Source organism: Leifsonia sp. NPDC077715 (assembly GCF_040686855.1).
GTDB lineage: Bacteria > Actinomycetota > Actinomycetes > Actinomycetales > Microbacteriaceae > Leifsonia.
The window spans coordinates 1,239,324-1,259,731 of record NZ_JBFBOG010000002.1 but is presented as its reverse complement, the minus strand read 5'-3'; the positions used below and the strand labels follow the sequence as shown (position 1 = coordinate 1,259,731).

The window sequence follows — 20,408 nt, the reverse complement described above, 5'->3', positions numbered from 1 at the left end:
GGATCGGCGCCCGTTCGTGATGAAACGTCGGTACTATTGCGCTACTGCACGAACGAAGGAGCCGCATGCCGTCCGCCAGCGTCAAGGATGTCGCCGCGCTCGCAGGCGTCTCCGTTGGCACCGTCTCGAACGTGCTCAACCGCCCGGAGCGCGTCTCGGACGCCGTGCTGCAGCGCGTCCAGGCCGCCATCACCGAGCTGGGATTCGTGCGCAACAATGCGGCGCGTCAGCTCAGGATGGGGCAAAGCAGCGGGATCGGGATGGTGGTGCTCGATGTCGGCAACCCGTTCTTCGCGTCCCTCATCCGCGGCGCCGAGGACCGCGCCGCCCGCGACGGACTCTCCGTGCTGGTCGGCAACTCGGACGAGAACGAGCAGCGCGAGGCCGGCTACCTGACGATGTTCGAGCAGGAGCGCATCCGCGGCGTGCTGATCTCCCCCGTCGGCGACGCCATCCCCCGGCTGCACCGCCTGCGCGAACGCGGCATCCCGTCGGTCCTCGTGGACCGCACGAGCCTCGACCGCTCGTTCAGCTCCGTCGCTGTCGACGACGTGGCTGGCGGACGACTCGCAGCCGCCCATCTCGCCGAGCAGGGCTTCCGGCGCCTCGCATACGCCGGCGGTCCCTTCGCGATCGACCAGGTCGCCGACCGCTACCGCGGAGCGGAACAGGAGCTGGCCGCATCCATCCCCGGGGCGGGTATCGAGAAGCTCGAGACCGACAGCCTCACGATCGAGGGCGGCCGCGCAGTCGGCGCGGCTCTCGCGGCGCGACGGCCGGAGGACCGCCCGGACGCGGTCTTCGCCGCCAACGACCTGGTCGCGATCGGCTTGCTGCAGACGCTGCTGCAGCACGGCATCCGGGTGCCCGAGGACATCGCCCTGATCGGCTACGACGACATCGCGTTCGCCTCCGCGTCGGCCGTTCCGCTGTCGTCGATCCGCCAGCCGAGCCACGAGATCGGCTCCACCGCCATGGACCTGCTGCTCCAGCTGACCGACCAGCCGGACGCCTCCCCGGTGCACGTCGAGTTCCAGCCGTCACTCGTGGCGCGTGAGAGCACCGCCCCCACCTCCCGCCGCTGACGCGCCGCCCTCCTGCCATTCGTCATGCAGGAACTTCGGCCGGATCCGGCTCGAAATTCCTGCGACACTGCCCATCGTCGGAGATCCGAAAGGTGAACTCCTTCGATAGCATCGGCGCAGAACCGCGACGGAGGGGGAAACGCGTGACGGATTGGAAGCTGCGACCGAGGGTCGTGCTGTGGTGGGGAATCGGATTGACGGCGGGCGGCCTGCTGCTGTCGGTGCTGGTGCCGCAGCTGTTCTACACCATCGCGCTGCCGTCGTCGGGGCCGACCCGACTCGACGAGGGTCTGCTGACGGTCCTGGATCTCTTCACGCGCGTTCTCGCGCAGGGCGTCGTGCCGGTCGGTGCCGCGCTCATCGGGGCCGGTGTCGTCATGGCGTACGTCGCGCGCACGGTGGGTGCGCGCACGTCCCAGGGCGACCACGCGGCGCTGGACCGGTGACCTCTGATCCGCTGAGCGGCCTCGCCCTGACCGTCACGGTCGGCGCCGTGGCGCTCTACGCGCTGTACTGGACGATCCGCCGAGCGGTGGCCGACGGCCTTCGCGACGCCGCCCGACGTCGTGACGGCCGGACTCCCGAGTGAGGGACGACACCGCGCCGCAGCTGGGCCAACACGACATCGATCGCGCCACATTGTCCGAACGAGGCACGAGCCTCGCGGCGCTCCTCGCCGAGCTCGGCCTCGACGTCGTCGTCCCACCGGACGCCCCGCCGGACGCCCCGCCGGACGGTTGGCGCGTGCTGACGCCCGGCGAGCCGGAGGGCGCGTCGATGCTGCTCGGCACACCGGCCCGCGACGACGGCTCCGCGTGGCGCGTCGCCCAGCCGAGTGGCGCCACCGGCGGCCCGGCGCAGCTCAACGTGCATCCGGACATCCTGCCGCTGCGCCCCAGCGTCGCCGAGCGCCGGGCGGGTCTCGTCCTGCGCTGGCCGACCGTCACCCGAGACCTGCTCGATGTCGACGCTCTCGCCGTCGACATCGTGAACGAGGGGGCCGAGCGGTGGATGCCGTCCGGCGATGGTCTCCCGGCCTTCGCCGCGCTCGTGCCGGTGGGCAGCGAGTCTGCGCCGTACTTCTTCGGCTTCACCGTCGGGTCGGACCTCCCTGTACCGCTCGACCCGGGCGAGTACCGCCGCACCCTGGCTCGCGTCGACGCTTCGTCGTGGGAGCGTCTCCACCCCGGCCCGCACCGTGTGACGGCCTTCTCCCCGTTCCTGCGGCTGACGTCGCCCGAGACTCTGACCATCCACCTGACCGCCGAGGTCATCGCCGCGCACCGACGACAGCCCGCGCACTCCGTACCGGAGCCGCAGCGGCCGCGCGAGCTCGCCGAGGAGCGCCTCCGGATCGTCCGGGCGATGCGGGTGGGCCGGGATGCGTTTCCCCGGCTCGCCGACGCGATCCGGGACCTGCGCGACGACGAGAGGGCGCTGTCCCGCATCCAGGACATCCTCGGCTGCGCCTACGACGAGGCGCAGGCCGTCTACAACCTGCAACTCCGCCGCGCCCGCGTCGGCTACCCCGACGTTCTCGCGCTCGAGATCGAAGCACTCGAGCAGGAACTCGCCACGCCCGGAGACGACGAAGGCGCGGCACCCGTCGAGTGACGGATGCCGCGCCTGACGCGTGGGTGAGCGGGCTCAGCCCTGCTGCTGCTCGGCCTTGGCCTTCAGCTCCTCGTACTGCTTGCGCACCTCGGTCATGTCGAGGGCGCGGATCTGCGAGATGAGGTCCTCCACCGCCTCGCCCGGCAGTGCGCCGGCCTGCGAGAACAGGGGGATGCCGTCGCGGTATGCGACGAGGGTCGGGATGGACTGGATGCCGTAGGAGGCCGCCAGCTCCTGCTGGGCCTCGGTGTCGATCTTTCCGAAGGTGACATCGGTGTGCTGCTCCGACGCCTTCTCGAAGACGGGGGCGAACATGTGACACGGGCCGCACCAGTCGGCCCAGAAGTCGAGCAGCACGATGCCGTCGGAGACGGTCTGGTCGTGGTTGGTCGAGGTGATCTCGGTGGTTGCCATGATGGGTGAAACGCTACTCCACCAGGATTTGTTCCGCCTCAGTTCCCCCGCCGGCCTGTGAAGACGGTGAACGCCAGCGGGATGAGGGAGGCGACCAGCAGGACCGTGCCCAGTACGGCATCCGTCGTGTGCACGATCGCGCCGGCGATCACGACCCCGCCGAAGACGACGGCGGCCGCGAGCCGGCGCACCGCCCTCTCGACGCGTCCCACTCGCTGCTCGAGTCGGGGCGTGCTCACGGCGACGTCCCCCTCCTCGACCCGGGTCACGAGGCTGTCGAGCCGCTTGGGGAGGCGCCACGCGATCCCGGCGATCTCCAGCGCCTGCTGCGCCACATCCTGGACTACGTTGCCGCGTTCGTCGCGGATCAGCTGCTGCGCATACGGCTCGACCGAATCCCACAGGTTGAACGCGGGGTCGAGCGCGCTGCACACGCCCGAGGTCAGCGACATCGCCCGGATGATGAGCAGGAAGTTCTCCGGCAGCTGGAACGGCAGCGACCGCACCACGTCGCCGAACTCGACCGCGAACTCGCGGAACTCCCGCGGATCCACCTCCCGCAGCTCCGCGAACCCCATCCCGCCGAACCGGCCGAACAGGTGCGTCATCGCCCGCTCCAGCTGCGCGGTGTCGGCCGTCGGGAGCAGCACCCCGACATCCTGGATGGCATCCACCAGCCCCTTGCCGTCGCGCGACGCCGCGGCGATCAGCAGTTTGCGGAGGCCCTTCCGGGTGCCGGGCGGGACCTCCCCCATCATCCCGAAGTCCACGAACGTCAGGTGCCAGGGCCGCTCCCCCGCGGCGTCCGGGTCGGGCGTGACGAAGATGTTGCCGGGGTGCGGGTCGGCGTGGAAGAAGCCGTTCGTGAAGAGCTGGTCGAACATCACCTCGGCGAAGACCGGCGCCACCTCGGCCGGGTCGATGCCGGCCGCGCGCAGCGACTCGGCGTCGGTGATCTTGATCGCGGTGACGTCCTCCAGGGTGAGCACGCGACGCGTGGTGCGCTCCCAGGCCACCGCCGGCACGGCGACCCGCGGGTCTCCGGCGAACTCCTCCGCGAAGCGCTCCGAGTTGGCGCCCTCGTGGAGGTAGTCGATCTCCTGCAGACTCGTCGTCGCGAACTCCTCGACCAGCGCGGGCGCGTCCACCCGGTCCGAAACCAGGCGGACGTGGGTGAGCCAGCGGCCGACACGGCGCAAGGCGGCGAGGTCCACATCCACGATCGCGTCGATGCCGGGACGCTGCACCTTCAGCACGACGGCGCTCAGCCCGCTGTGCTCGGCGGTCTCGGCGGTCAGGACGGCGCGATGCGCCTGGCCCAGCGACGCAGCCGCGACCGGCACCTCGTCGATGGATGCGAACGCCGTCTCGAGCGGCACGCCCAGCTCCGCCTCCGCCAGCGCCCGGATCTGCGGGAACGGCACGGCCGGAACCTCGTCCTGCAGCCCCTCCAGCTCGCTCGTGATCTCGGGGGGCAGCACGTCCAGGCGCGAGGACATGAATTGCCCGACCTTGATCATCAGCCCGCCGAGGTCGACCGCGAGCCCGTGGAAGCGCTGGGCGAACCGCCGCATGCGCTTGCTGCGGGTGCGGGCGGCGACGCTCGCCAGCCCGATCCGTGGCAGGAACAGCTCGTACCACCAGGTGACGGCGAGGTTCCAGCCGGCGAAGCGCAGGATGCGGCGGTAGCGCGCGCGGGTGGCCGGCGTCGCCGCGGGCCGTGGGGCGGGGGCGACGGCCTGGTCCGACGTCACCCCCGTCAGCCCTCGGCGAGGATCGCGTACAGCCGGCGACGCGCCTCGTCGAGCACGGTCGCCGCCTCCTGGATCTGCTCCGGGGTGCCGCTGCGGTGCACCTGCGCCGCCGCCTGGGCGAGCTCGACGCCGGCGCGGGGAAGGCGTCCGGAGGCGGAACGACGGTCGGCGCCGGGGGTGCCGGAACCGGCGTTCGTGCCGCTGCCTGCGCCAGTGGTGCCCGCGCCGTCGGCCCACGGAGTGGCGCCCTCGCTGGCTGCGACCTCGCGCCCCTCCTCGGTCAGCGCGTACGTCTTGCGGCCGTTCGACTCCTCGGCCGTGATGAGCCCTTCGTCGGCGAGCAGCTGCAGGGTCGGGTAGACGGACCCCGCGCTCGGCTTCCAGCTGCCGCCGCTGCGCTCCTCGATCTCGCGGATGATCTGGTAGCCGTGCATCGGCTTCTCGGCGAGCAGGCTGAGGACGGCGGCGCGGACGTCACCGCGACCCATCCGCGACCCGACCTTCTTCTCGAACGTCGACCGCAGCTGCTCGAACGCCTGCCACATGGCGTCCGGATCCATGCGGGCGCCGAACCCGCCGGTGGGGAATGAGGTGGACATGGGATGCCTCCTATCGTCAGCGATAGTTCACGATATGTCGCTGAGGGCGGGACGGGAAGGGGTGCGTCGCATCGCTCAGCGAAGGCACGGCGAGCTTAGGCTGCTCGGGTCCCCGAACCGAGGAAGACGTTGAACCGCATCCCCACCCTGCCCGCCGCGGTCGTCGCGCTGGCGCTCCTGCTGACCGGCTGCACCACCACCGCCACCGCGTCCTGGCCCGTCGCGACGGCTCCTGCGCCCGCATCCCCAGCCCCGACCCCTGCTCCCGCGCCGGGTGCCGCGAACTCGGCACTCGACCTGCTCTCCACCCTGCCGGTGAAGGGCAAGGCGCCCGCGACCGGCTACCAGCGCACCGAGGACTTCGGGACGGCCTGGCTGGACGTCGACCACAACGGCTGCGACACCAGGAACGACATCCTGTCTCGCGACCTGTCGGACGTGGCGCGCGCCGGCACCTGCAAAGTCCTCTCCGGGACGCTGGCCGACCCGTACACCGGCGCGACCATCCACTTCGTGCGCGGCGAGAAGACGTCGCCGCTCGTGCAGATCGACCACGTCGTCGCTCTGAAGAACGCCTGGATCACGGGCGCGCAGCAGCTGACCGAGGAGCAGCGCATCCACCTCGCCAACGACCCGCTCAACCTGCTCGCCGTGGACGGCCCCGCCAACCAGCAGAAGTCGGACGGCGACGCCGCGACCTGGCTTCCGGCGAATAAGGCGTTCCGTTGCGATTACGTCGCCCGGCAAGTGTCGGTGAAGGCGGTGTACGGACTCTGGGTGACACCGGCCGAGCACGACGCGATCATCCGCGTGCTCGCCGGATGCCCCGGGCAGCCCGCTGCGACCTCCACGGTCGTCATCCACACTTCTCGTACCGGCAACGGGGAGGAAACACGCCGACCGTAACGTGAGTGGCATGGGATTCTTCTCCTTCACCGAATGCGGGCACTGCAACGAGCAGCAGCCGGTGCTCGCGGACGGTCGGATCGCCATCCACTTCACCCGCGACGGCGACCGCTGCCACGGCTCGGAGCGCCGCCGCGACAACGAGGGCGTCAGCAGCGAGCAGGCCCGCCGCATCGAGGCGCAGCTCCGCCAGGCGCTCTGGCAGGCGATGCGGGCGCAGGCGAGCTGACGCGGAGGAGCCGCCTTCCGCCTGCTGTACGGGTCGATCCCGGCCGTCCTCATCGTCCCGCCCGTGCTGCTCGTCATCTTCTGACCGGCGACGCGCTCCAATAACAACCGTCCGGAGGCGGGTCAACCACCCTGCGGGACCTCGCAGAGTGTCCGCACGAACGGTCCAGACGGGTTCCGTAACGTCGCCGACGCCTGCGATCCGAAGCGGGCCGGCAGACCGGTCGGCCGCAGCGCGGGCACGGAAAGGATCCCATGGATTACACGAAGAACCCCTCCGTTCGGAAGACCAGCGCCTTCACCGCCAAGCGCGCGGCCGTCGGCGCGGCATCGCTCCTCGCGGCCACCGCGCTGGTGGGCGTCGGCGCGCAGGGAGCGTTCGCGACCACCGTCGACGGCGGCGCCTCGGGCTCCGGCTCGGGCTCGGGCGCGCAGGCGACGGCGCAGGCCCACGTCTCGACGGACGCCGGCCACGAGCTCTTCGCCGGCCACCTGAGCGGCGCCAAGGCGCAGGCCCTCGCGAAGCGCGTGATCGCCGACAAGCCGCTGTTCGCGCTCCTGCCGGACGCGCTGCAGCAGGATGTGACGACCCTCGCGAAGGCGCCGGCGTCCGACCGCACGGCGGACGCCAAGAAGATCGTGGCGACCGCCCTCGACGGCGGCTACGGCTCGGCCATCAAGGACCTCGCCACTCACCTGAAGCACGCGCGCGGCGAGCACGCCGGCCTGTCGGGTCTCTCCGGGCTGAAGGATCTGATCCGCGACCTCCGCTCGGGCGACCTCTCGTCGCCGCAGCTCGGCGACACCGGCGCGACCATCGCGGCGGATGTGACCGCCGACGCGCAGCTCGCCGCGAAGCTGCCGGACTCGCTCCGCAGCGACCTCGGCGACCTGGCGAAGGCCCCGGCCGCGGAGCGCACCCCGGACGTGCAGAAGATCGCCGCGACCGCCCTCGCCGGAGGCTACGGGAGCGACATCCAGCAGCTGGCCCAGCAGGCCCAGCAGGGGATCGCCTCCGGTCACTGACCCGGGTGGATGCAGCGGCCCCGGTTCGTCGCCCTCGCGGGTGGCGGGCCGGGGCCGTTTCGCGTGCGATGCGGCCTGGGTCGAGTCACAGCAGATCGAGTTCCGTCGCCCGTTGCACCGCGAGCACCCGGTTGGTGACCCCCAGCTTGCGGTAGACGTGCTCGAGATGCTTCCGCACGGTCCCTTCGCTGATGGACAGCTCGTACGAGATCCGCGCCGACGTCCAGCCTTCGGCGAGCGCCGCCATGATCGCGCGTTCGCGGCCGGTGAGCACGGCCGGCGCTGCCGCGACACCGCCCGGGAACGTCACGCGGTTGGTGATCACCGCGAGCAGGGGAAGCAACTCGGCCGCCAGATCGAGATCGTCCTCGTCGAAGTCCGTGCTGGAGCGGGTCAGCGTCCACCCACGCCCCACCACCGGGGCGCGCAGCGAGGTGACCATGCTCAACTGGAATCGCCCGCGGTCCGGCCGGAACACCTCCGCGTACGCGGCCGTCGCCTCCCACGCGCATTGACTGCTCACGTCCGAGATGCGCCGCGGAGTCAGGTCGGATGGGTCCAGCAGGTAGCTGGTGGTCAGCGGGTGCATCCCGTACTCGGTGACCAGGATGCCGGTGTTGGTGAAGCGATGCCCGTTGACGAGGTCTGTCAGCACGACGTCGGCCGCGGCGAAATCCAGCTCGACGTACAGGACGTGGTCGCACCGGATGGACCGGGAGATCAGGGACGCGAGGCGGGTGAGCGTGATCGGCCCCCGCTCGGTCGCCGCGACCAGCGCGTCAAGCCACTCCGATCGGACCGCGTACATTCCCCCGTCCCCGTTCGTCGGACCACAGGGTAGAACACCCGTACCGTCGCGCGGCAGACCGCAAACGCCGGGGGCCGGTACGGGTGCGCGTCATCTCACACGAAGCAGCAGGAGTCGCGCGCCGACGCTCTCGAACGGGTCGAACGGTATGCGCGGGCACCGCAGATCGAGGTGGCTCCACGCTCGCGCGCGGGCCAGGCACAGTTCCGGCGACTGCTGCGCCCACGACGGCGAGAACTCGACGGCGTCGGGCGCGACCGGCGACTCCTGCGGCGAGGGCGACGGAGAGAGGCACAGACACGACAACAGCACGACTCCCGCGACCGACATGGTGCACCCCGTTCCACCCCTCCGGAACGAGGATGCGGGGCGGAGCGGCGTGGGTGCCATCCGCAGATCCGCGTATGCGTTCGAGGCCGCCGCGCGGGCCCCTAAAGTGAAGACATGACGGATCAGGAGCCCAAGCGTCCCCGCTGGCTGGCCGCCCGCACGGAGAGGGGCGCGCTCATCACGGGGATCGGCTACACCGTGCTCTTCATCCTCTTCGTACTGATCGCAGTCGGCGGAGGCAGCTCGTGGAACGTGCTGCTGGGCATTCTGTGCGCGGTGCTCGCCGCCGTGGAGTGGGCGACGTACGTGTACTGGCGGCGGCACCGGGGCTGAGGGGACGCTGTCTCAGTCGTCCCTGCCCTGCCGTATCCGCAGCGACTCCGGGACTTCGTCGCGCTCGGCCCGGCATGAGACCCTGCCGTCATCGAGCCGCGAGGGCCCGTTCGGTGATCCGCCCATCCACCACGGTCACCAGCTCGTCGAGCGTGTCGCGGTGGATCAGGTCGTGCGTCACGAGCAGCGTGGCCGTGTCCCGTTCGTGGGTCAGGCGGGCGATCAGCTGCATGATCTCGGTGCCGCGCTCCTGATCGAGGGCGCTGGTCGGTTCGTCGACAAGCAGCACGTCGGGCTCGTGGATGAGCGCCCGGGCGATGGCGACGCGTTGCCTCTGACCGCCCGAGAGCTGGTCCGGGCGCTTGGCGGCGTGGGATGCGAGGCCGACGGCGTCGAGGAGTTCGTCGGCGCGCGCGTCCATCCCCGTCCTGTCGCGGCGGCTCACGCGGCCGCCGAGTCTGCTCATGACCTGCAGCTGCTCCCGGGCCGTCAGCGCCGGGAGCAGGTTGGACTGCTGGAACACGATGCCGATGCGGTCGCGCCGCAGTGCGGTGGCATCGGCTTTCGACAGCCGGGCGGCGTCGACGACGTCCTCGCCGTCGCCGATCAGCACGCCTCCCGTATCGGGACGGATCAGGGTGGCGGCGACCGCGAGGATGCTCGACTTCCCCGAGCCGGACGGTCCGGTGATGCCCGTGACGGCGCCGTTCCGGCCGTGCAGGGTGACGGCATCCACGGCGGTGATGCGGTCAAGCCCGTCCGGGAAGGTGAGGGTGACGTTCTGCAGGGTGATCATCGGTTGCTCCCGAGTGCGGTGAGGGGGTCGGAGGTGGTGACGGAGCGCAGGGCGAAGGCCGCCCCCGCGAGGCCGAGCAGCGCCAGCGCGACGGCCGGTGCGACGGTCGTGAGCGGGCTGACGACGAAGGGCAGGGCCTGCCCGGCCAGCGCCCCCAGGCCGAGGACGGCGGCAAGGCCGACGGCGATCCCGGCGACGAGGACGACCGATGCCTGCCCGAGGGAGTCCCGGATCAGGGATGCGGTGCTCGCGCCGAGCGCCTTCAGCACGGCGATGTCGCCCGCGCGCTGCATGGTCCAGACAGTGAAGAAGGCGCCGACAACGAGCGCGGAGATGCCGAACAACAGGGCGATCATCAGACCGAGCGAGCCGACCTCGGACTTGAAGGTCTCGAGAGCCGTCAGGCTGGCGAGGGGTGTCAGGGCGACGGTCCCGGTGCGCTGCCCGACCGCATCCCAGTCGGGGCTGCCGCTCACGGCGAGCACGGTGGCCTCGCCGGTGCCCCCGGTGCGCAGGCTCGCCGCGCTCCACGAGGTCCCGGTCATCACGACGGCCGGGGTGTGGCTGTACCAGAGGTCTCCGCCGACCTTCTCGACGGTGAACTCCGACCCGGAGATCGTGACCGTGTCGCCCGCGCGGGCGTCGAGTGCCTTCGCGGCGCCGGCCGACAGCCCCACACCCGAATCCGAGTGCGGAGCCAGCCGGGAGAGCGCATCGGATGAGGTGCGCCGCACATCCGTCGGCATCCCGAAGAGGGCGACGCCGGCCGGGTCGCCTGCGGCCGCAGACGCGCGGGACTGTGCGATCCCGATGGCCAGGACCGCGGATACGCCGTCCGCGTCCTCCCACCCGCGCACCGCATCCGCGTCGACGGCTGAGGTCGCGTAGCTGGGGCTTCCGGTGGCGGGCTGCTGGAGAACGATCCGGTCGCCGGGCAGCGCCAGGACGGCCGACACGTTCTGGGCGGCGAGGCCGCCGGTGAGGCCGGACAGGAATCCGACCAGCAGGGTGATCAGGGCGACGACGGCCCCGATGAGGAGGAACCGGCCACGGGCGAACCGCAGCTCTCTCCACGCGACGAACACGATGGTGCCTTTCCGCTCGCGGCGTCTGCGCGAGCAACGGTTCCACCCTCCGTCGGACGGTGCGGCAGCCACATCGCCCTTTCCACCGCATCCGCACTCCACCTTTTGGTCGATGGCTGCGGCCGCGCGCTCGCCTAGTCTGAGGGGGTCATGTCCCACTCGACCCTCGACCCGGTGTTCACCGGCCTCCGGATCGGCCTGCACGTCCTCGTGGTCGGGCTCGCTGCGTTCGCCGTCGTGCGCGCGTTCGCGGTCTCCTCGCCGTCCGAATGGTGGACGCTCACGGTCGGGGTCGCGTTCGTCGCGGTGTACGTCGCCGGTGCGGCGACGGCACGCACGGCAGCGAGCGGCTTCCGCGGCGGCCGCGGGTCCGCCCTGGTGTGGATCGCCCTCCTCACGCTGCTCTGGGCGGTGCTGGTGTGGCTCTCCCCGGAGGGCGCCTTTATCGTCTTCCCCCTCTTCTTTCTTTACCTGCACGTCCTTCCGACGAGGGGTGCGATCGCCGCCATCGCCGCGACGACGGTGTTCGCCATCGTCGCTCTCGGGCTGCATCTCGGGTTCAGCGTCGGCGGTGTCGTCGGTCCCCTGATCGCCGCGGGCGTCGCGGTGCTCATCGGGCTGGCGTACCGGGCGCTGCGGCGCGAGGCCCGGGAGCGCGAACTCCTGCTCGCCGAACTCCTCCGCACCCGGCAGCAGCTCGCCGAGACCGAGCGCGAACAGGGCGCGCTGACCGAGCGCGCCCGCCTCGCCCGCGAGATCCACGACACGGTCGCGCAGGGCCTGGCCAGCATCCAGATGCTGCTGCGCGCCGCGGAGCGCGACACACCGGAACCCGGCGCGGGTTACGTGCGGCTGGCGCGCGAGACCGCGGCGGACAGCCTCGCCGATACGCGGCAGATCATCCGCGAGCTCACACCCGCCCGCCTCGACGGCGGCCTCGCCGCAGCGCTCCGCCGACTGGCACGAGAGCAGGCGGACCGGTCCTCCGTCCCGATCGAGGTGCGCGCAGACGACCTCGAGCTGTCGATGGACGTGCAGACCGCCCTCCTGCGCATCGCCCAGGGCGCCCTGTCGAATGCGGTCCTCCACGCGGACGCGTCGCACGTCGACATCGAGCTGAGCGAGGACGGCGACGCCGTGTCGCTGGCTGTCCAGGACGACGGACGCGGCTTCGACGTGGACGCGGCGCTCGCGGACCTTCACGGCACCGACTCGTTCGGTCTGCAGGCCATGCAGGAGCGGATCGACCAGCTCGACGGCACGCTCGGAATCGTCTCCGCGCCGGGCACCGGCACGACGGTGACCGCCCGGCTGCCCCGGGCGCGGGCGGAAGGGGTGCGTCCATGATCCGGATCGCCCTCGCCGACGACCATCCGGTCGTCCGTGCCGGCCTGCGCGCCATGCTGGCCGGCGATCCGGAGCTGGAGATCGTCGGCGAGGCAGGCACCCCCGACGACGCGGTCGCGCTAGCGAGCGAGCAGTCGCCCGACGTCGTGCTGATGGACCTGCAGTTCGGCACCGAGGAGACGGGAGCCGACGCGACGCGACGCATCCGCGCCCTCCCGGCGCCCCCGGCCGTGCTCGTGCTGACGAACTACGACACCGACGGCGACATCCTGGGCGCCGTGGAGGCGGGAGCCAGCGGCTACCTCTTGAAGGACGCACCGCCCGACGAGCTGATCGCCGCGATCCGGGCCGCGGCCGCAGGCGAGACGGCCCTGGCCCCCGCCATCGCCGGCCGCCTGCTCGCCCGGATGCGCACGCCGCGCCCGACCCTGAGCAGGCGAGAGCTGGAAGTGCTGCAGCTCGTCGCGGACGGCGCGGCGAACACGGAGATCGCGGGCCGCCTGTACATCAGCGACGCGACAGTGAAGTCCCACCTGGTGCACATCTACACGAAGCTGGGGGTGTCGTCGCGCACGGCCGCGGTCGCGGCGGCGCGGGAGGTGGGGATTCTGCGGTGAAGGGTGGGCGTGTGCGCGCGCATCGACAGCTGCCAACGCCTCATTAGGTCGCGATCTTCACTCTCTTTCACCCACCACGACGTTGTCGAAATGCATGCTTAGCAACGTGCGCCGCGTCACGCTCTCTTCGTCGCCATGTCCCCACCAGTGGAGGGCAATTCTGCTCGTCCACGTCGGACGGGGGCTTATCTACGATGTCACGTGCTGAACAACCGAAGTCGCCTCTCTATTACCTGGTCGAGGACTTCTTCGTCTCGATGCTCGTCGGTTCAGCCGTAGCGGCGGTCTTTCTCATGATGGGCGGGTCAGCGCAGGCTGTTGTGGCGACCGCGCTCGGTGGTCCCGGACTGTATTTTCTTGGTCAACGGTGGCGGCGCTACCGTTGTCGACGGTCCTCGCGCGCACTGACCGCCAGCGAGCAAAACAAGCCGGTGGGATAGCACACACGCATTGGCTTCCCGGCGCGCCGGACGTTCTCGATCAGCAATTCCTCGGGCTACCCTTCTCGTACGCTCGGAGCGCTGTCGACTCCGACGTGTTGCCACCGATGCCCATTCCCTTCGCCCTCCGAAGGGGCCGAGCGGGCCTCGGCGCTCGTCCCCTTGACCGCTTTGCGCCGACTGCCCGGTGACCGGGAGGACGGCCTCCGCGTCGCGCCGGAGACTCGAGCGGTGGCGGTTCCACGGCGAAAAGATACACGGCTCCGCGTGCAATCGGCGGCGCATTTGCATGCATACCGTCCAGCGCTGCGTCATGGTCGCCTGCATTCCGCGTCCTCACCGATGGAGAGCGATACCGCTCGCCCGGTAGTGGACTGACGACCGTTCCGGCTCCGCCGGGTGATGGCTATGTGTTCACTTCGTTCTTACGAGGAACGATAAGGGAGACCTCAGTGAAGAAGTCCCGTGTTTTCATGTCCGCAACAGCTCTGGTTGCATCCTGCATACTTGGTGCCGGCCTTACCGGATTCGCCGCGGCGGATGACCCGCCGGAGGACCTGAGCGTTGTCGATGACGACCTGGAAGGTTTGACCTTGGTGGCAGGCGGGGAGGTGTACAACGCTGACCTGGAGCCCGTTGCCTCGATCGATGAATATGTCGAGCAGTACGCCGACGCGGGCATCGATATCCCCGAAGCTCAGGCCGAAGCCACGGAGGTGGAGGGAGGCTTCGCGCCCCTCCAGACGCTTGGAGCCTCCGAATTGCTCGGAAGCAAGGGGTCAAGCCTCCGTGGGGGCCTCAAGATGGAGGCGACTGGTTGTGTAGGTCAGGACAAGAACCGCAGCCTCCAGCGGTTCAACCGCGCAGCGAAAGGTGGTGCGCCTCGTGGCATCGCTGATCTTCGGTGTGGAGTTGCGGGTCCGGCGGGGTGGGGGTGGCGGCACATCACGTCGGGCCATGCCGGAGACTACGGGCGTATCTCGTCGCTGATGGGAAAGTCGTGGGACAGCTACGCCAAGTGGTGCTTGGGGCAGACGCTCGGTGTTCCGTCGTCCGCCGCCTACCAAGCAAGCAACAACACGTACGTCTACTACACGCTCATTCAGATTTGGAGTAACGGTCGCCTCTATAAGACTTACACGAACCACGTCTCCGTTAGTAAGGGTGACTTCAGGATCATCACTGAATACTTCAGCTAGGTGGACGCATGACAAACAGCCTTGACCAGTTCTACGAGTACTTGGAGAACTGGGGCGAGCCCATCCAGAGAATCGATCGAGTCAGCAACACGGTGTACGTGAAAGCGCTAGACGGCCGAGTCGTGTCGCTTCGGGTAAGCGTCGCCAGCGTGTCACGGATGGCATCGAGAACCGACCTCGACTGGATGGGAGGGACATCCGACGCTGAGCGCGGCTTCGGACTGTTCATGGTCCACCTTGATGAAACGATCAACTCGTCTGGCAATCAGGACTACCTTCGATTTGCACTCAACGACGATGGTGGCCCCGAACCTGCTGAGTAGCCGCATCGGCTAGTGCAGCCCGGACCGTGGTTTTCACGTCGCCTGAAACGCAGAAGTCCCGGTAAACCGACTCTCGGCTTGCCGGGACTTTTCTCTGTCGGGCTGTTTATGAAACCCTTGGTAAAGATGTTCCCTCGGGGTTAGCCGTTGGCATTTTCCTCCGCGCCCCACACCTTTTTCCTCCGCCGTCGCCAGAACTATGGGATGGATACCCTTGCATGGCACCGGACGGCAACTCCCAATTGGAGTAGCCGACGCCCCGAGGACCCTTACGGAACGCGTCGGCAGTGTGTCCCGGCGGCCGGGCGCCGAACACCTTCTCAAACGGATCAGTCGCGACAACGGTTTGGGCGGAGAGACGCTGCCACTCGCGATCTAGATCAGGATCAATGCGAGAGTGGGAGCGGCTGGCGGTCGAAATCATTGTCTTGAACGCATCCAGCTGCGCCCGCTCAGCTGCAAAGTAGTCACGCATGACGTCATCGTGCGCCTGGTCCCTGCCTGCAAGTACCGCACTAGCGCGTACAACGAGCGGGCGCCGGACGGGATGCACGACGACGACCAGTATTGCCGCGAGGAGCAACGGCCCGAGAATGTCGCCGGCGGCCTGCACGGTCCACGCCGCCACCCCGGCGACGGCGATCAGCACCCGGGTCGGCTTCGCGAGCCCGGCGGGCCGGTCTCCGTCACTGCTCATGCGGCCACCCGCTCACCTAGTTCGTCGTCGTTCAGTCAGATGACGAGGAAGTGGGCGGGTGGCGGCTAGAGGGGTCGCGGTGTTTGTTATCACTCGAGGTCGCTGTGCGTGGTCTCGACGGTCAGCCTCCGGAACCGGCACCCGCCTCCGTGCGGCCGTCCGCAGCGGCACGCCGCCGGTTCCGGACCGCCCAGACGACGAGCGAGACGGTCACCGCAAGCGAGACCACGAGCACGACGATGTATATGCCGAGGATCAGCCGCGACGTGGCAATACCCGGGAAGTCGTTGATCGTCGGACCGTTGAAACCGTCGAGACGCATGATTCTCCTTACCCGAACGAAGTGGACGCGGAATCGGCTCCGACGAACAGCGAGGTGCTGTACGTGCTGCTTCCGACACCGTAGTTCCATGTCGTGGTCGCCGTCACCTGTGCCCTAGTGCCGGCGATCTCGTTGAGCCGCACCACGTTCCAATAGGGAATGCTAGTGGAGGTCCCGGGAGCGGAACTCGCCGCCGCCGCCGTCTTGTTCGAGATGTAGTCCCCCGCACCCTGGACCAGCGTGTAGGTGGCGGTGAACCAGACGGAGACGTTGCCGTTCGTCCCCTCGACCCGGCAGTTGCTGAAGGTGCGGTATCCGCTGCCCGACGAGACGGTGCAGTTGATGATGCCGCGCGGTGCCACCGCCGCCTGCGATGGCACACGATGCGCGTTCACGCCGGCGGAGCTGACGGAACCGTCGGCGTACGTGCTGACCTTCTCGATGCTGGTGGGCGTCTCGATGGTGCTCTCGGATACCGGTGTGGCGCCCGTGAAGCTGTCGGGCAGCTCCCCGCGTTCGATGCCGGCGAGGAGCGCCTCTTGCGTAGCCGCCGAGACGCCGTGCTGGGTCCAGTAGACCTGCAATTGGCTCCAGTCGACACCGGAGGCGTGAGCAGGAGCAGCCCCCAGCGTGGCGATCAGAAGGATGCCCACAGCGGAGCCGAGGAACGCGTTTCGTCTCTTCATGGCGTGTCTCCCCTTACTGGAACGTGGACGTGGCCGAGTCCCGGCCGACATCGAGACGGAGCTGACTGGTGCCGCCCACATACTTGATCTCCCGATGACAATCGCCGTCGCCGCCGAGGGCTCCCGCTTGGGGAAGGTCCCGCCCGTCGGGAACGTGGGATTGCTGCAGGTGGTGATCGCGCAGTTCGCGACGATGCCGTCGGCCGACGAAATGTAGTCGAAGCCCCCCTGCACCAAGGTGTAGCTGGCGTAATAGCCCAGCACGACCAGACCGTTGTCTCCGGCGACCTTGCAACGGTTGTAACTGCGGAAACCGCTTCCGGACACCACGGTGCAACCGCTGATCGAGCGCGCCTGACTGGATTCGATCTGCTGACTCGTGACAGCGACCGATCCATCCGCGTACACCTGAACGCTCTTCTTAACGCCCGCGGACACGGCGGTCTCGACGCGCGCCGGCTGTTCCGTCCCCGTGAGGCTGTCGACCCGCCCCCCGTTCTCGAACGTCGCGACGAGACGCTGCACCGTCGACTGGTCCACCCCGTTGTCCGACCAGAACTCCGACAGGTGCTACGAGAGCGCAGTCGTGTCGTCGGCCGCCTGTGCAGGCAGGGCCGCTCCGGTCAGCGCGAGAGCGGCGCCGGCCGCTAGAGCGAACGCAATCCCCCACGTCCGCTTCGTCGGTGATTTCGACATCTGATTCCTTTCCCCGAACTGATGTGCGTCGCAGCGGAACGGCTGCGGCTACAAGGGGATGTCCGCCCGGTGGCCACCGGTTCCATGAAAGTTCCGGCACGCGCGGCGAGGAACCAGCGTGGTGATGACGGACATACGCGTGTGGGCCCGCACATCCGCCGGCCCCGGTGCAGGCCGGTGTTCCGGCCTCAGATCACGCGAGGTGAAGTCATGCGTCTTGTTCTCTCTCTGTCCGTCGCGGCCGCCCTGGTTGCGCTTCCGTCCGGCCCTGCCGGAGCAAGCCCATCCGAAAATGGCGCCTACTGCGCCGTTCGTATTCAGCCAGTGGATTCGACCGCCCCGCAGGCGTCGTCGGTGTGCTTCGACACCCAGGCCGACGTGGACGACTATCTCGGCGCCATACTTGCGCCGAACACGTCGGCGCGCACAGCCGCGAGCTCGGTGCTCATCGGCACCGTGTTCCGGGACGACAACTACGGCGGCGGCAGCTACACCTTCTACGGTTCGGGCTCGTGTGCGGGTGTCACCTACGGGTTCCCGAGCCTGTCGTCGGACTGGCAGAACTCCATCAGCAGCGCGAAGGCGTACTCGTCGTGCTGGGTCACGCTCTACGACTCGGCGTCGTATGCCGGCCAACGGTACAACTGCACGCCCAACTGCGCGAGCCTGCCGTCGTTTAATGACCGGACCAAGTCGTTGGTCTTCCGACCGACCGGGACGATCGGCTGATCAGTCCGTCTTCTCCGGGGCGAGCCCGACCGCCTGGCACACGCCGGGCCGCCCCGGCACGACGGCTGCCGTGCCGTCGTCCATGACGCACACCTGGAGCTGATCGGGCACGGTTCCCGGCGCAGCAGTGGCGGCGAGCGGGTCGTGGTCCTTGTTGAACACGCCCTGCCGCCACATCGTCCGGCACAGCTCGAGCGCGTTCTCGACACGACCGCCGCCGCTCTCGGGGTCGTACATCGTCGCACCGGACATGTCGTACTCGCCGTTGGCCCCACGTTCCGCCGACGCGAAGCAGTAGACGCCATCCTTATTGGTGACGTGCTGTGCCGAAAGCACCGCGGTCGCGGCAGTCGCGACGCCGCCGATCGCGAGTATCCCGATCCCGCCCCACAGCGCGAAGCGGCGCCGGAGTCGTTGACGTCGCCGTGACGTCTCCGTCCGGAGTTGCGTCAGGAGCGTCTCACGGATGGCATCCGTGCGACGCTCGGTCATGTCCGGCATGTCGTCGCGGTCGTACGCGGGGGTCACGGTTGTGCTCCGTCCAGTCGGGCCGTGAGGTCCATCGCCGTCGATCGCGCCGGAAGGTGCTTCCGGAGCTTCTCTTTCGCGCGATGAAGTTTCGACTTCACGGTACCTGTCGGAATGTCAAGCACGGCCGCCGCGGTTGCGATCGGCAGTTCCTCGATGACGCAGAGGTCGAGGATGGCCTGCTCCTGGGCGCTCAGTCTGCGCATCGCGGCGCGGATGGCGACTAGCTGGCCGTCCCGGTCGAGGCGATCGAGGACGTCGTCCGCGTGGTCGGGCTCCTGCTCGGGCGACGGCATCGCGGCGAGAAGCCGACCGTACCGCCGCGCCGTGCGCGCCTGATTGAGCAGCACGTAATTGGTCACGGTCAGCAGCCAGGGAAGCAACGACCCGTCGACGATGCGCACCTTCGCGCGGTTGCGCCACGCCTCCAGGAAAACGAGCGCGACGACATCCTCGGCGTCCGCCACGCTCCGCACCTGCGCGTACGCCTTCCGGAACACGCGCGTGCGGTAGCGGTCGAACAGTACGGCGAAGGAGCGCTCCGTCCCGGAGCTCGCCTCCAACCAGAGGGCGGAGTCCGACGCCTCATGCATCAGGCTCACTCCGACCTCCGTTCGCGAACCACGCGAGAATAACACGAACGGCAGACAAGCCGGTTCACCCTCAGATGGAACCATGCGGGCCCGTCCGGACATCTCCTAGTAGAGCCCGCCCAGGACGTCGAAAAGGGGCGAACGTCGGACGGGATCCACGTGGAGAGAGGCTTCCTCCCCACGAGGTGAGCGCCGCCCAGCCGGGGGTCGGCTGGCGGCGCTCCGTCCCACGCGAATAGGGAATAGGGCGGCCGGCGTCAGCGCGCCGAAAGGTTGCCCACGGGATCTGCGCTGGCTTCAGCTGCAGGGCGGGCTCGGTTCAATCACCATCGCTAACAGTTCTCCACGGCCGTCGCCAGGCTGCGCCCCACGCGCTACCCCAAACGCCGCCGCTCGCGGAGCGAGCAGCGGCGCCCGGGGCCCCTCGCGCGCGGGGACCCCATTTGACAGCAGCGAGTAACGAAAGAGCCGGTGGGCACGTGGTCGCTTTGCGACCTTCGTGCCCACCGGCTCTTTCGTTACGTCGGGCTGACAGGATTTGAACCTGCGACCCCTTGACCCCCAGTCAAGTGCGCTACCAAACTGCGCCACAGCCCGATGTCGTCGCGCGCGGGCCGGAGCGCCACGCGAGGCAACCCGTCCATCCTACCGTGTCGGCGGGGTGCCTCGCGCACGTCCGGTCAGACGTCCTTGGTCGCCCACTCGAGGAGCTTGGGCTCCCCCTTGGTGCCGGCCAGGTGGCAGATCACGATGACCGACCCTGCCCCTTGCACCGGCGGGACGATCGGGAAGCCGATGGTCACCTGCCACGATCCGTCGGCGTTCTGCGTCGGCGGGTGGGCCGGGTCGTACGGCATCTGCTTGGCCGTCGGCTCGTCCTTCGCGTAAACCTCCTGGGCCAGCACGGCGCACGCCGTCCAGGCCGAGAGCGCATCCAGCGGCTCGTCGCCCGACGCGGGCGACGGCGTGGCGGTGACGGTCGAGGTGACCGTGACCGTCGTCGCCGGCGTCGTGCCCACGGCCGCTCCCCCGGCGCAGCCGGACAACGCCAGAAGCAACGCTGCGGCAACCCCCGCCGACAGCGTCATCCCCCTCAGTGATTTCATGTGATTCCCCCGAATCATCGATCGCTGCGCGCTGCAGCAACGCAAGCATAGGGATCGGCGAACCCGCGACGTAGAGCCGACCCATCACGATCGCATCACGGTCGTTCTATCGTGCCGGCGGCGACGCCGTGCACCACCCGAAGGCAC

26 protein-coding genes and 1 tRNA gene are annotated in these 20,408 nt (G+C 69.2%); 13 read left to right on the top strand and 14 right to left on the bottom strand.

What is annotated here, in order from left to right; all coding sequences use genetic code 11:
- Positions 1-65: 65 nt before the first annotated feature.
- The 4 genes from AB0P25_RS13095 (at position 66) to AB0P25_RS13080 (ending at position 2,699) form a co-directional block, all read left to right on the top strand.
- On the top strand, positions 66-1,085 hold the full coding sequence (locus tag AB0P25_RS13095; RefSeq protein WP_363807878.1) for a LacI family DNA-binding transcriptional regulator: 1,020 nt from the start codon (positions 66-68) through the stop codon (positions 1,083-1,085).
- A 143-nt stretch (positions 1,086-1,228) separates the two neighbouring features.
- Positions 1,229-1,531: a hypothetical protein gene (locus tag AB0P25_RS13090; protein ID WP_363807877.1), complete on the top strand. Its 303-nt coding sequence runs from the start codon at positions 1,229-1,231 to the stop codon at positions 1,529-1,531.
- Positions 1,528-1,674 (top strand): hypothetical protein, encoded by a 147-nt coding sequence (locus AB0P25_RS13085; RefSeq protein WP_363807875.1) that lies wholly within the window; start codon positions 1,528-1,530, stop codon positions 1,672-1,674. The genes AB0P25_RS13090 and AB0P25_RS13085 overlap by 4 nt, the downstream gene beginning before the upstream one ends.
- Complete coding sequence (locus AB0P25_RS13080) at positions 1,671-2,699, top strand: hypothetical protein (protein WP_363807874.1); 1,029 nt, start codon at positions 1,671-1,673, stop codon at positions 2,697-2,699. Before AB0P25_RS13085 ends, AB0P25_RS13080 begins: the two co-directional genes overlap by 4 nt.
- A 33-nt stretch (positions 2,700-2,732) precedes the next feature.
- Here AB0P25_RS13080 and trxA read toward each other — a convergent pair whose 3' ends face one another.
- Genes trxA through AB0P25_RS13065 form a run of 3 tightly spaced genes read right to left on the bottom strand, consistent with a single transcriptional unit; the run spans position 2,733 to position 5,466 of the window.
- Positions 2,733-3,113 carry a thioredoxin gene (trxA, locus tag AB0P25_RS13075; protein ID WP_064111279.1) on the bottom strand — a complete coding sequence of 127 codons (381 nt, stop codon included), beginning with the start codon at positions 3,111-3,113 and terminating at the stop codon, positions 2,733-2,735.
- Positions 3,114-3,151: 38 nt separating this feature from the next.
- Positions 3,152-4,867, bottom strand: coding sequence for an AarF/ABC1/UbiB kinase family protein (locus AB0P25_RS13070; RefSeq protein ID WP_363807873.1), 1,716 nt, complete (start codon positions 4,865-4,867; stop codon positions 3,152-3,154).
- A gap of 5 nt (positions 4,868-4,872) precedes the next feature.
- Positions 4,873-5,466 carry a PadR family transcriptional regulator gene (locus AB0P25_RS13065; RefSeq protein WP_363807872.1) on the bottom strand — a complete coding sequence of 198 codons (594 nt, stop codon included), beginning with the start codon at positions 5,464-5,466 and terminating at the stop codon, positions 4,873-4,875.
- Positions 5,467-5,595: 129 nt separating this feature from the next.
- Here AB0P25_RS13065 and AB0P25_RS13060 point away from each other — a divergent pair, with 129 nt between their 5' ends.
- From AB0P25_RS13060 to AB0P25_RS13050, 3 genes are all read left to right on the top strand, one after another.
- Entirely contained in the window at positions 5,596-6,372 is a 777-nt protein-coding gene (locus tag AB0P25_RS13060) for an HNH endonuclease family protein (protein ID WP_363807871.1), read from the top strand.
- 10 nt (positions 6,373-6,382) lie between these two features.
- Positions 6,383-6,601: a hypothetical protein gene (locus AB0P25_RS13055; RefSeq protein ID WP_363807868.1), complete on the top strand. Its 219-nt coding sequence runs from the start codon at positions 6,383-6,385 to the stop codon at positions 6,599-6,601.
- 254 nt (positions 6,602-6,855) lie between these two features.
- A complete protein-coding gene (locus tag AB0P25_RS13050; RefSeq protein ID WP_363807867.1) occupies positions 6,856-7,626 on the top strand; it encodes a hypothetical protein in 771 nt (256 codons plus the stop codon).
- An 85-nt stretch (positions 7,627-7,711) separates the two neighbouring features.
- On the opposite strand, the gene AB0P25_RS13045 is transcribed toward AB0P25_RS13050, so the two are convergent.
- Together AB0P25_RS13045 and AB0P25_RS13040 are read right to left on the bottom strand one after the other, a co-directional pair.
- Positions 7,712-8,434 (bottom strand): helix-turn-helix transcriptional regulator, encoded by a 723-nt coding sequence (locus tag AB0P25_RS13045; RefSeq protein WP_363807864.1) that lies wholly within the window; start codon positions 8,432-8,434, stop codon positions 7,712-7,714.
- A gap of 90 nt (positions 8,435-8,524) precedes the next feature.
- Complete coding sequence (locus AB0P25_RS13040) at positions 8,525-8,764, bottom strand: hypothetical protein (protein WP_363807863.1); 240 nt, start codon at positions 8,762-8,764, stop codon at positions 8,525-8,527.
- A 114-nt stretch (positions 8,765-8,878) separates the two neighbouring features.
- Here AB0P25_RS13040 and AB0P25_RS13035 point away from each other — a divergent pair, with 114 nt between their 5' ends.
- Positions 8,879-9,097, top strand: a complete 219-nt coding sequence (locus tag AB0P25_RS13035) for a hypothetical protein (protein ID WP_363807862.1) — start codon at positions 8,879-8,881, stop codon at positions 9,095-9,097.
- An 88-nt stretch (positions 9,098-9,185) separates the two neighbouring features.
- Here the strand turns inward: AB0P25_RS13035 and AB0P25_RS13030 are convergent, their stop codons facing one another.
- Together AB0P25_RS13030 and AB0P25_RS13025 are read right to left on the bottom strand one after the other, a co-directional pair.
- Positions 9,186-9,893 (bottom strand): ABC transporter ATP-binding protein, encoded by a 708-nt coding sequence (locus AB0P25_RS13030; protein WP_363807860.1) that lies wholly within the window; start codon positions 9,891-9,893, stop codon positions 9,186-9,188.
- On the bottom strand, positions 9,890-10,978 hold the full coding sequence (locus AB0P25_RS13025; RefSeq protein WP_363807859.1) for an FtsX-like permease family protein: 1,089 nt from the start codon (positions 10,976-10,978) through the stop codon (positions 9,890-9,892). The genes AB0P25_RS13030 and AB0P25_RS13025 overlap by 4 nt, the downstream gene beginning before the upstream one ends.
- 150 nt (positions 10,979-11,128) lie before the next feature.
- Here AB0P25_RS13025 and AB0P25_RS13020 point away from each other — a divergent pair, with 150 nt between their 5' ends.
- The 4 genes from AB0P25_RS13020 to AB0P25_RS13005 all read left to right on the top strand — a co-directional run bounded on the left by AB0P25_RS13020 (position 11,129) and on the right by AB0P25_RS13005 (position 14,904).
- Entirely contained in the window at positions 11,129-12,325 is a 1,197-nt protein-coding gene (locus tag AB0P25_RS13020) for a sensor histidine kinase (RefSeq protein WP_363807858.1), read from the top strand.
- Positions 12,322-12,942, top strand: coding sequence for a response regulator transcription factor (locus tag AB0P25_RS13015; protein WP_363807857.1), 621 nt, complete (start codon positions 12,322-12,324; stop codon positions 12,940-12,942). Before AB0P25_RS13020 ends, AB0P25_RS13015 begins: the two co-directional genes overlap by 4 nt.
- 892 nt (positions 12,943-13,834) lie before the next feature.
- Positions 13,835-14,581, top strand: a complete 747-nt coding sequence (locus AB0P25_RS13010) for a hypothetical protein (RefSeq protein WP_363807855.1) — start codon at positions 13,835-13,837, stop codon at positions 14,579-14,581.
- 8 nt (positions 14,582-14,589) lie between these two features.
- Positions 14,590-14,904 (top strand): hypothetical protein, encoded by a 315-nt coding sequence (locus tag AB0P25_RS13005; protein WP_363807854.1) that lies wholly within the window; start codon positions 14,590-14,592, stop codon positions 14,902-14,904.
- A gap of 818 nt (positions 14,905-15,722) precedes the next feature.
- On the opposite strand, the gene AB0P25_RS13000 is transcribed toward AB0P25_RS13005, so the two are convergent.
- Genes AB0P25_RS13000 through AB0P25_RS12990 form a run of 3 tightly spaced genes read right to left on the bottom strand, consistent with a single transcriptional unit; the run spans position 15,723 to position 17,305 of the window.
- Positions 15,723-15,923, bottom strand: coding sequence for a hypothetical protein (locus tag AB0P25_RS13000; RefSeq protein ID WP_363807852.1), 201 nt, complete (start codon positions 15,921-15,923; stop codon positions 15,723-15,725).
- Between the two features lie 8 nt (positions 15,924-15,931).
- Positions 15,932-17,149, bottom strand: a complete 1,218-nt coding sequence (locus tag AB0P25_RS12995; protein WP_363807850.1) for a hypothetical protein — start codon at positions 17,147-17,149, stop codon at positions 15,932-15,934.
- A 30-nt stretch (positions 17,150-17,179) separates the two neighbouring features.
- Positions 17,180-17,305 (bottom strand): hypothetical protein, encoded by a 126-nt coding sequence (locus AB0P25_RS12990; RefSeq protein WP_363807849.1) that lies wholly within the window; start codon positions 17,303-17,305, stop codon positions 17,180-17,182.
- 324 nt (positions 17,306-17,629) lie between these two features.
- On the opposite strand from AB0P25_RS12990, the gene AB0P25_RS12985 reads away from it, so the two are divergent.
- A complete protein-coding gene (locus AB0P25_RS12985; protein WP_363807847.1) occupies positions 17,630-18,034 on the top strand; it encodes a hypothetical protein in 405 nt (134 codons plus the stop codon).
- Here the strand turns inward: AB0P25_RS12985 and AB0P25_RS12980 are convergent, their stop codons facing one another.
- The 4 genes from AB0P25_RS12980 to AB0P25_RS12965 all read right to left on the bottom strand — a co-directional run bounded on the left by AB0P25_RS12980 (position 18,035) and on the right by AB0P25_RS12965 (position 20,261).
- Positions 18,035-18,562: a hypothetical protein gene (locus AB0P25_RS12980; protein WP_363807846.1), complete on the bottom strand. Its 528-nt coding sequence runs from the start codon at positions 18,560-18,562 to the stop codon at positions 18,035-18,037.
- Positions 18,559-19,155, bottom strand: coding sequence for an RNA polymerase sigma factor (locus AB0P25_RS12975; protein WP_363808059.1), 597 nt, complete (start codon positions 19,153-19,155; stop codon positions 18,559-18,561). The genes AB0P25_RS12980 and AB0P25_RS12975 overlap by 4 nt, the downstream gene beginning before the upstream one ends.
- A gap of 523 nt (positions 19,156-19,678) precedes the next feature.
- Positions 19,679-19,752 (bottom strand) — tRNA-Pro (locus AB0P25_RS12970).
- 83 nt (positions 19,753-19,835) lie between these two features.
- Positions 19,836-20,261, bottom strand: coding sequence for a hypothetical protein (locus AB0P25_RS12965; protein ID WP_363807845.1), 426 nt, complete (start codon positions 20,259-20,261; stop codon positions 19,836-19,838).
- Positions 20,262-20,408 lie beyond the last annotated feature (147 nt).

Excerpts from the sequence above, each read along its gene's own strand:
- AB0P25_RS13030 (WP_363807860.1), bottom strand. The coding sequence starts at position 9,893 with ATGATCACCCTGCAGAACGTCACCCTCACCTTCCCGGACGGGCTTGAC.
- AB0P25_RS12990 (WP_363807849.1), bottom strand. The coding sequence starts at position 17,305 with ATGTCGAAATCACCGACGAAGCGGACGTGGGGGATTGCGTTCGCTCTA.
- AB0P25_RS12975 (WP_363808059.1), bottom strand. The coding sequence starts at position 19,155 with ATGCATGAGGCGTCGGACTCCGCCCTCTGGTTGGAGGCGAGCTCCGGG.
- AB0P25_RS13055 (WP_363807868.1), top strand. The coding sequence starts at position 6,383 with ATGGGATTCTTCTCCTTCACCGAATGCGGGCACTGCAACGAGCAGCAG.
- AB0P25_RS13050 (WP_363807867.1), top strand. The coding sequence starts at position 6,856 with ATGGATTACACGAAGAACCCCTCCGTTCGGAAGACCAGCGCCTTCACC.
- AB0P25_RS13095 (WP_363807878.1), top strand. The coding sequence starts at position 66 with ATGCCGTCCGCCAGCGTCAAGGATGTCGCCGCGCTCGCAGGCGTCTCC.
- AB0P25_RS12965 (WP_363807845.1), bottom strand. The coding sequence starts at position 20,261 with ATGAAATCACTGAGGGGGATGACGCTGTCGGCGGGGGTTGCCGCAGCG.
- AB0P25_RS13015 (WP_363807857.1), top strand. The coding sequence starts at position 12,322 with ATGATCCGGATCGCCCTCGCCGACGACCATCCGGTCGTCCGTGCCGGC.
- AB0P25_RS13065 (WP_363807872.1), bottom strand. The coding sequence starts at position 5,466 with ATGTCCACCTCATTCCCCACCGGCGGGTTCGGCGCCCGCATGGATCCG.
- AB0P25_RS13000 (WP_363807852.1), bottom strand. The coding sequence starts at position 15,923 with ATGCGTCTCGACGGTTTCAACGGTCCGACGATCAACGACTTCCCGGGT.
- AB0P25_RS13040 (WP_363807863.1), bottom strand. The coding sequence starts at position 8,764 with ATGTCGGTCGCGGGAGTCGTGCTGTTGTCGTGTCTGTGCCTCTCTCCG.
- AB0P25_RS13005 (WP_363807854.1), top strand. The coding sequence starts at position 14,590 with ATGACAAACAGCCTTGACCAGTTCTACGAGTACTTGGAGAACTGGGGC.
- AB0P25_RS13035 (WP_363807862.1), top strand. The coding sequence starts at position 8,879 with ATGACGGATCAGGAGCCCAAGCGTCCCCGCTGGCTGGCCGCCCGCACG.
- AB0P25_RS13045 (WP_363807864.1), bottom strand. The coding sequence starts at position 8,434 with ATGTACGCGGTCCGATCGGAGTGGCTTGACGCGCTGGTCGCGGCGACC.
- trxA (WP_064111279.1), bottom strand. The coding sequence starts at position 3,113 with ATGGCAACCACCGAGATCACCTCGACCAACCACGACCAGACCGTCTCC.
- AB0P25_RS13020 (WP_363807858.1), top strand. The coding sequence starts at position 11,129 with ATGTCCCACTCGACCCTCGACCCGGTGTTCACCGGCCTCCGGATCGGC.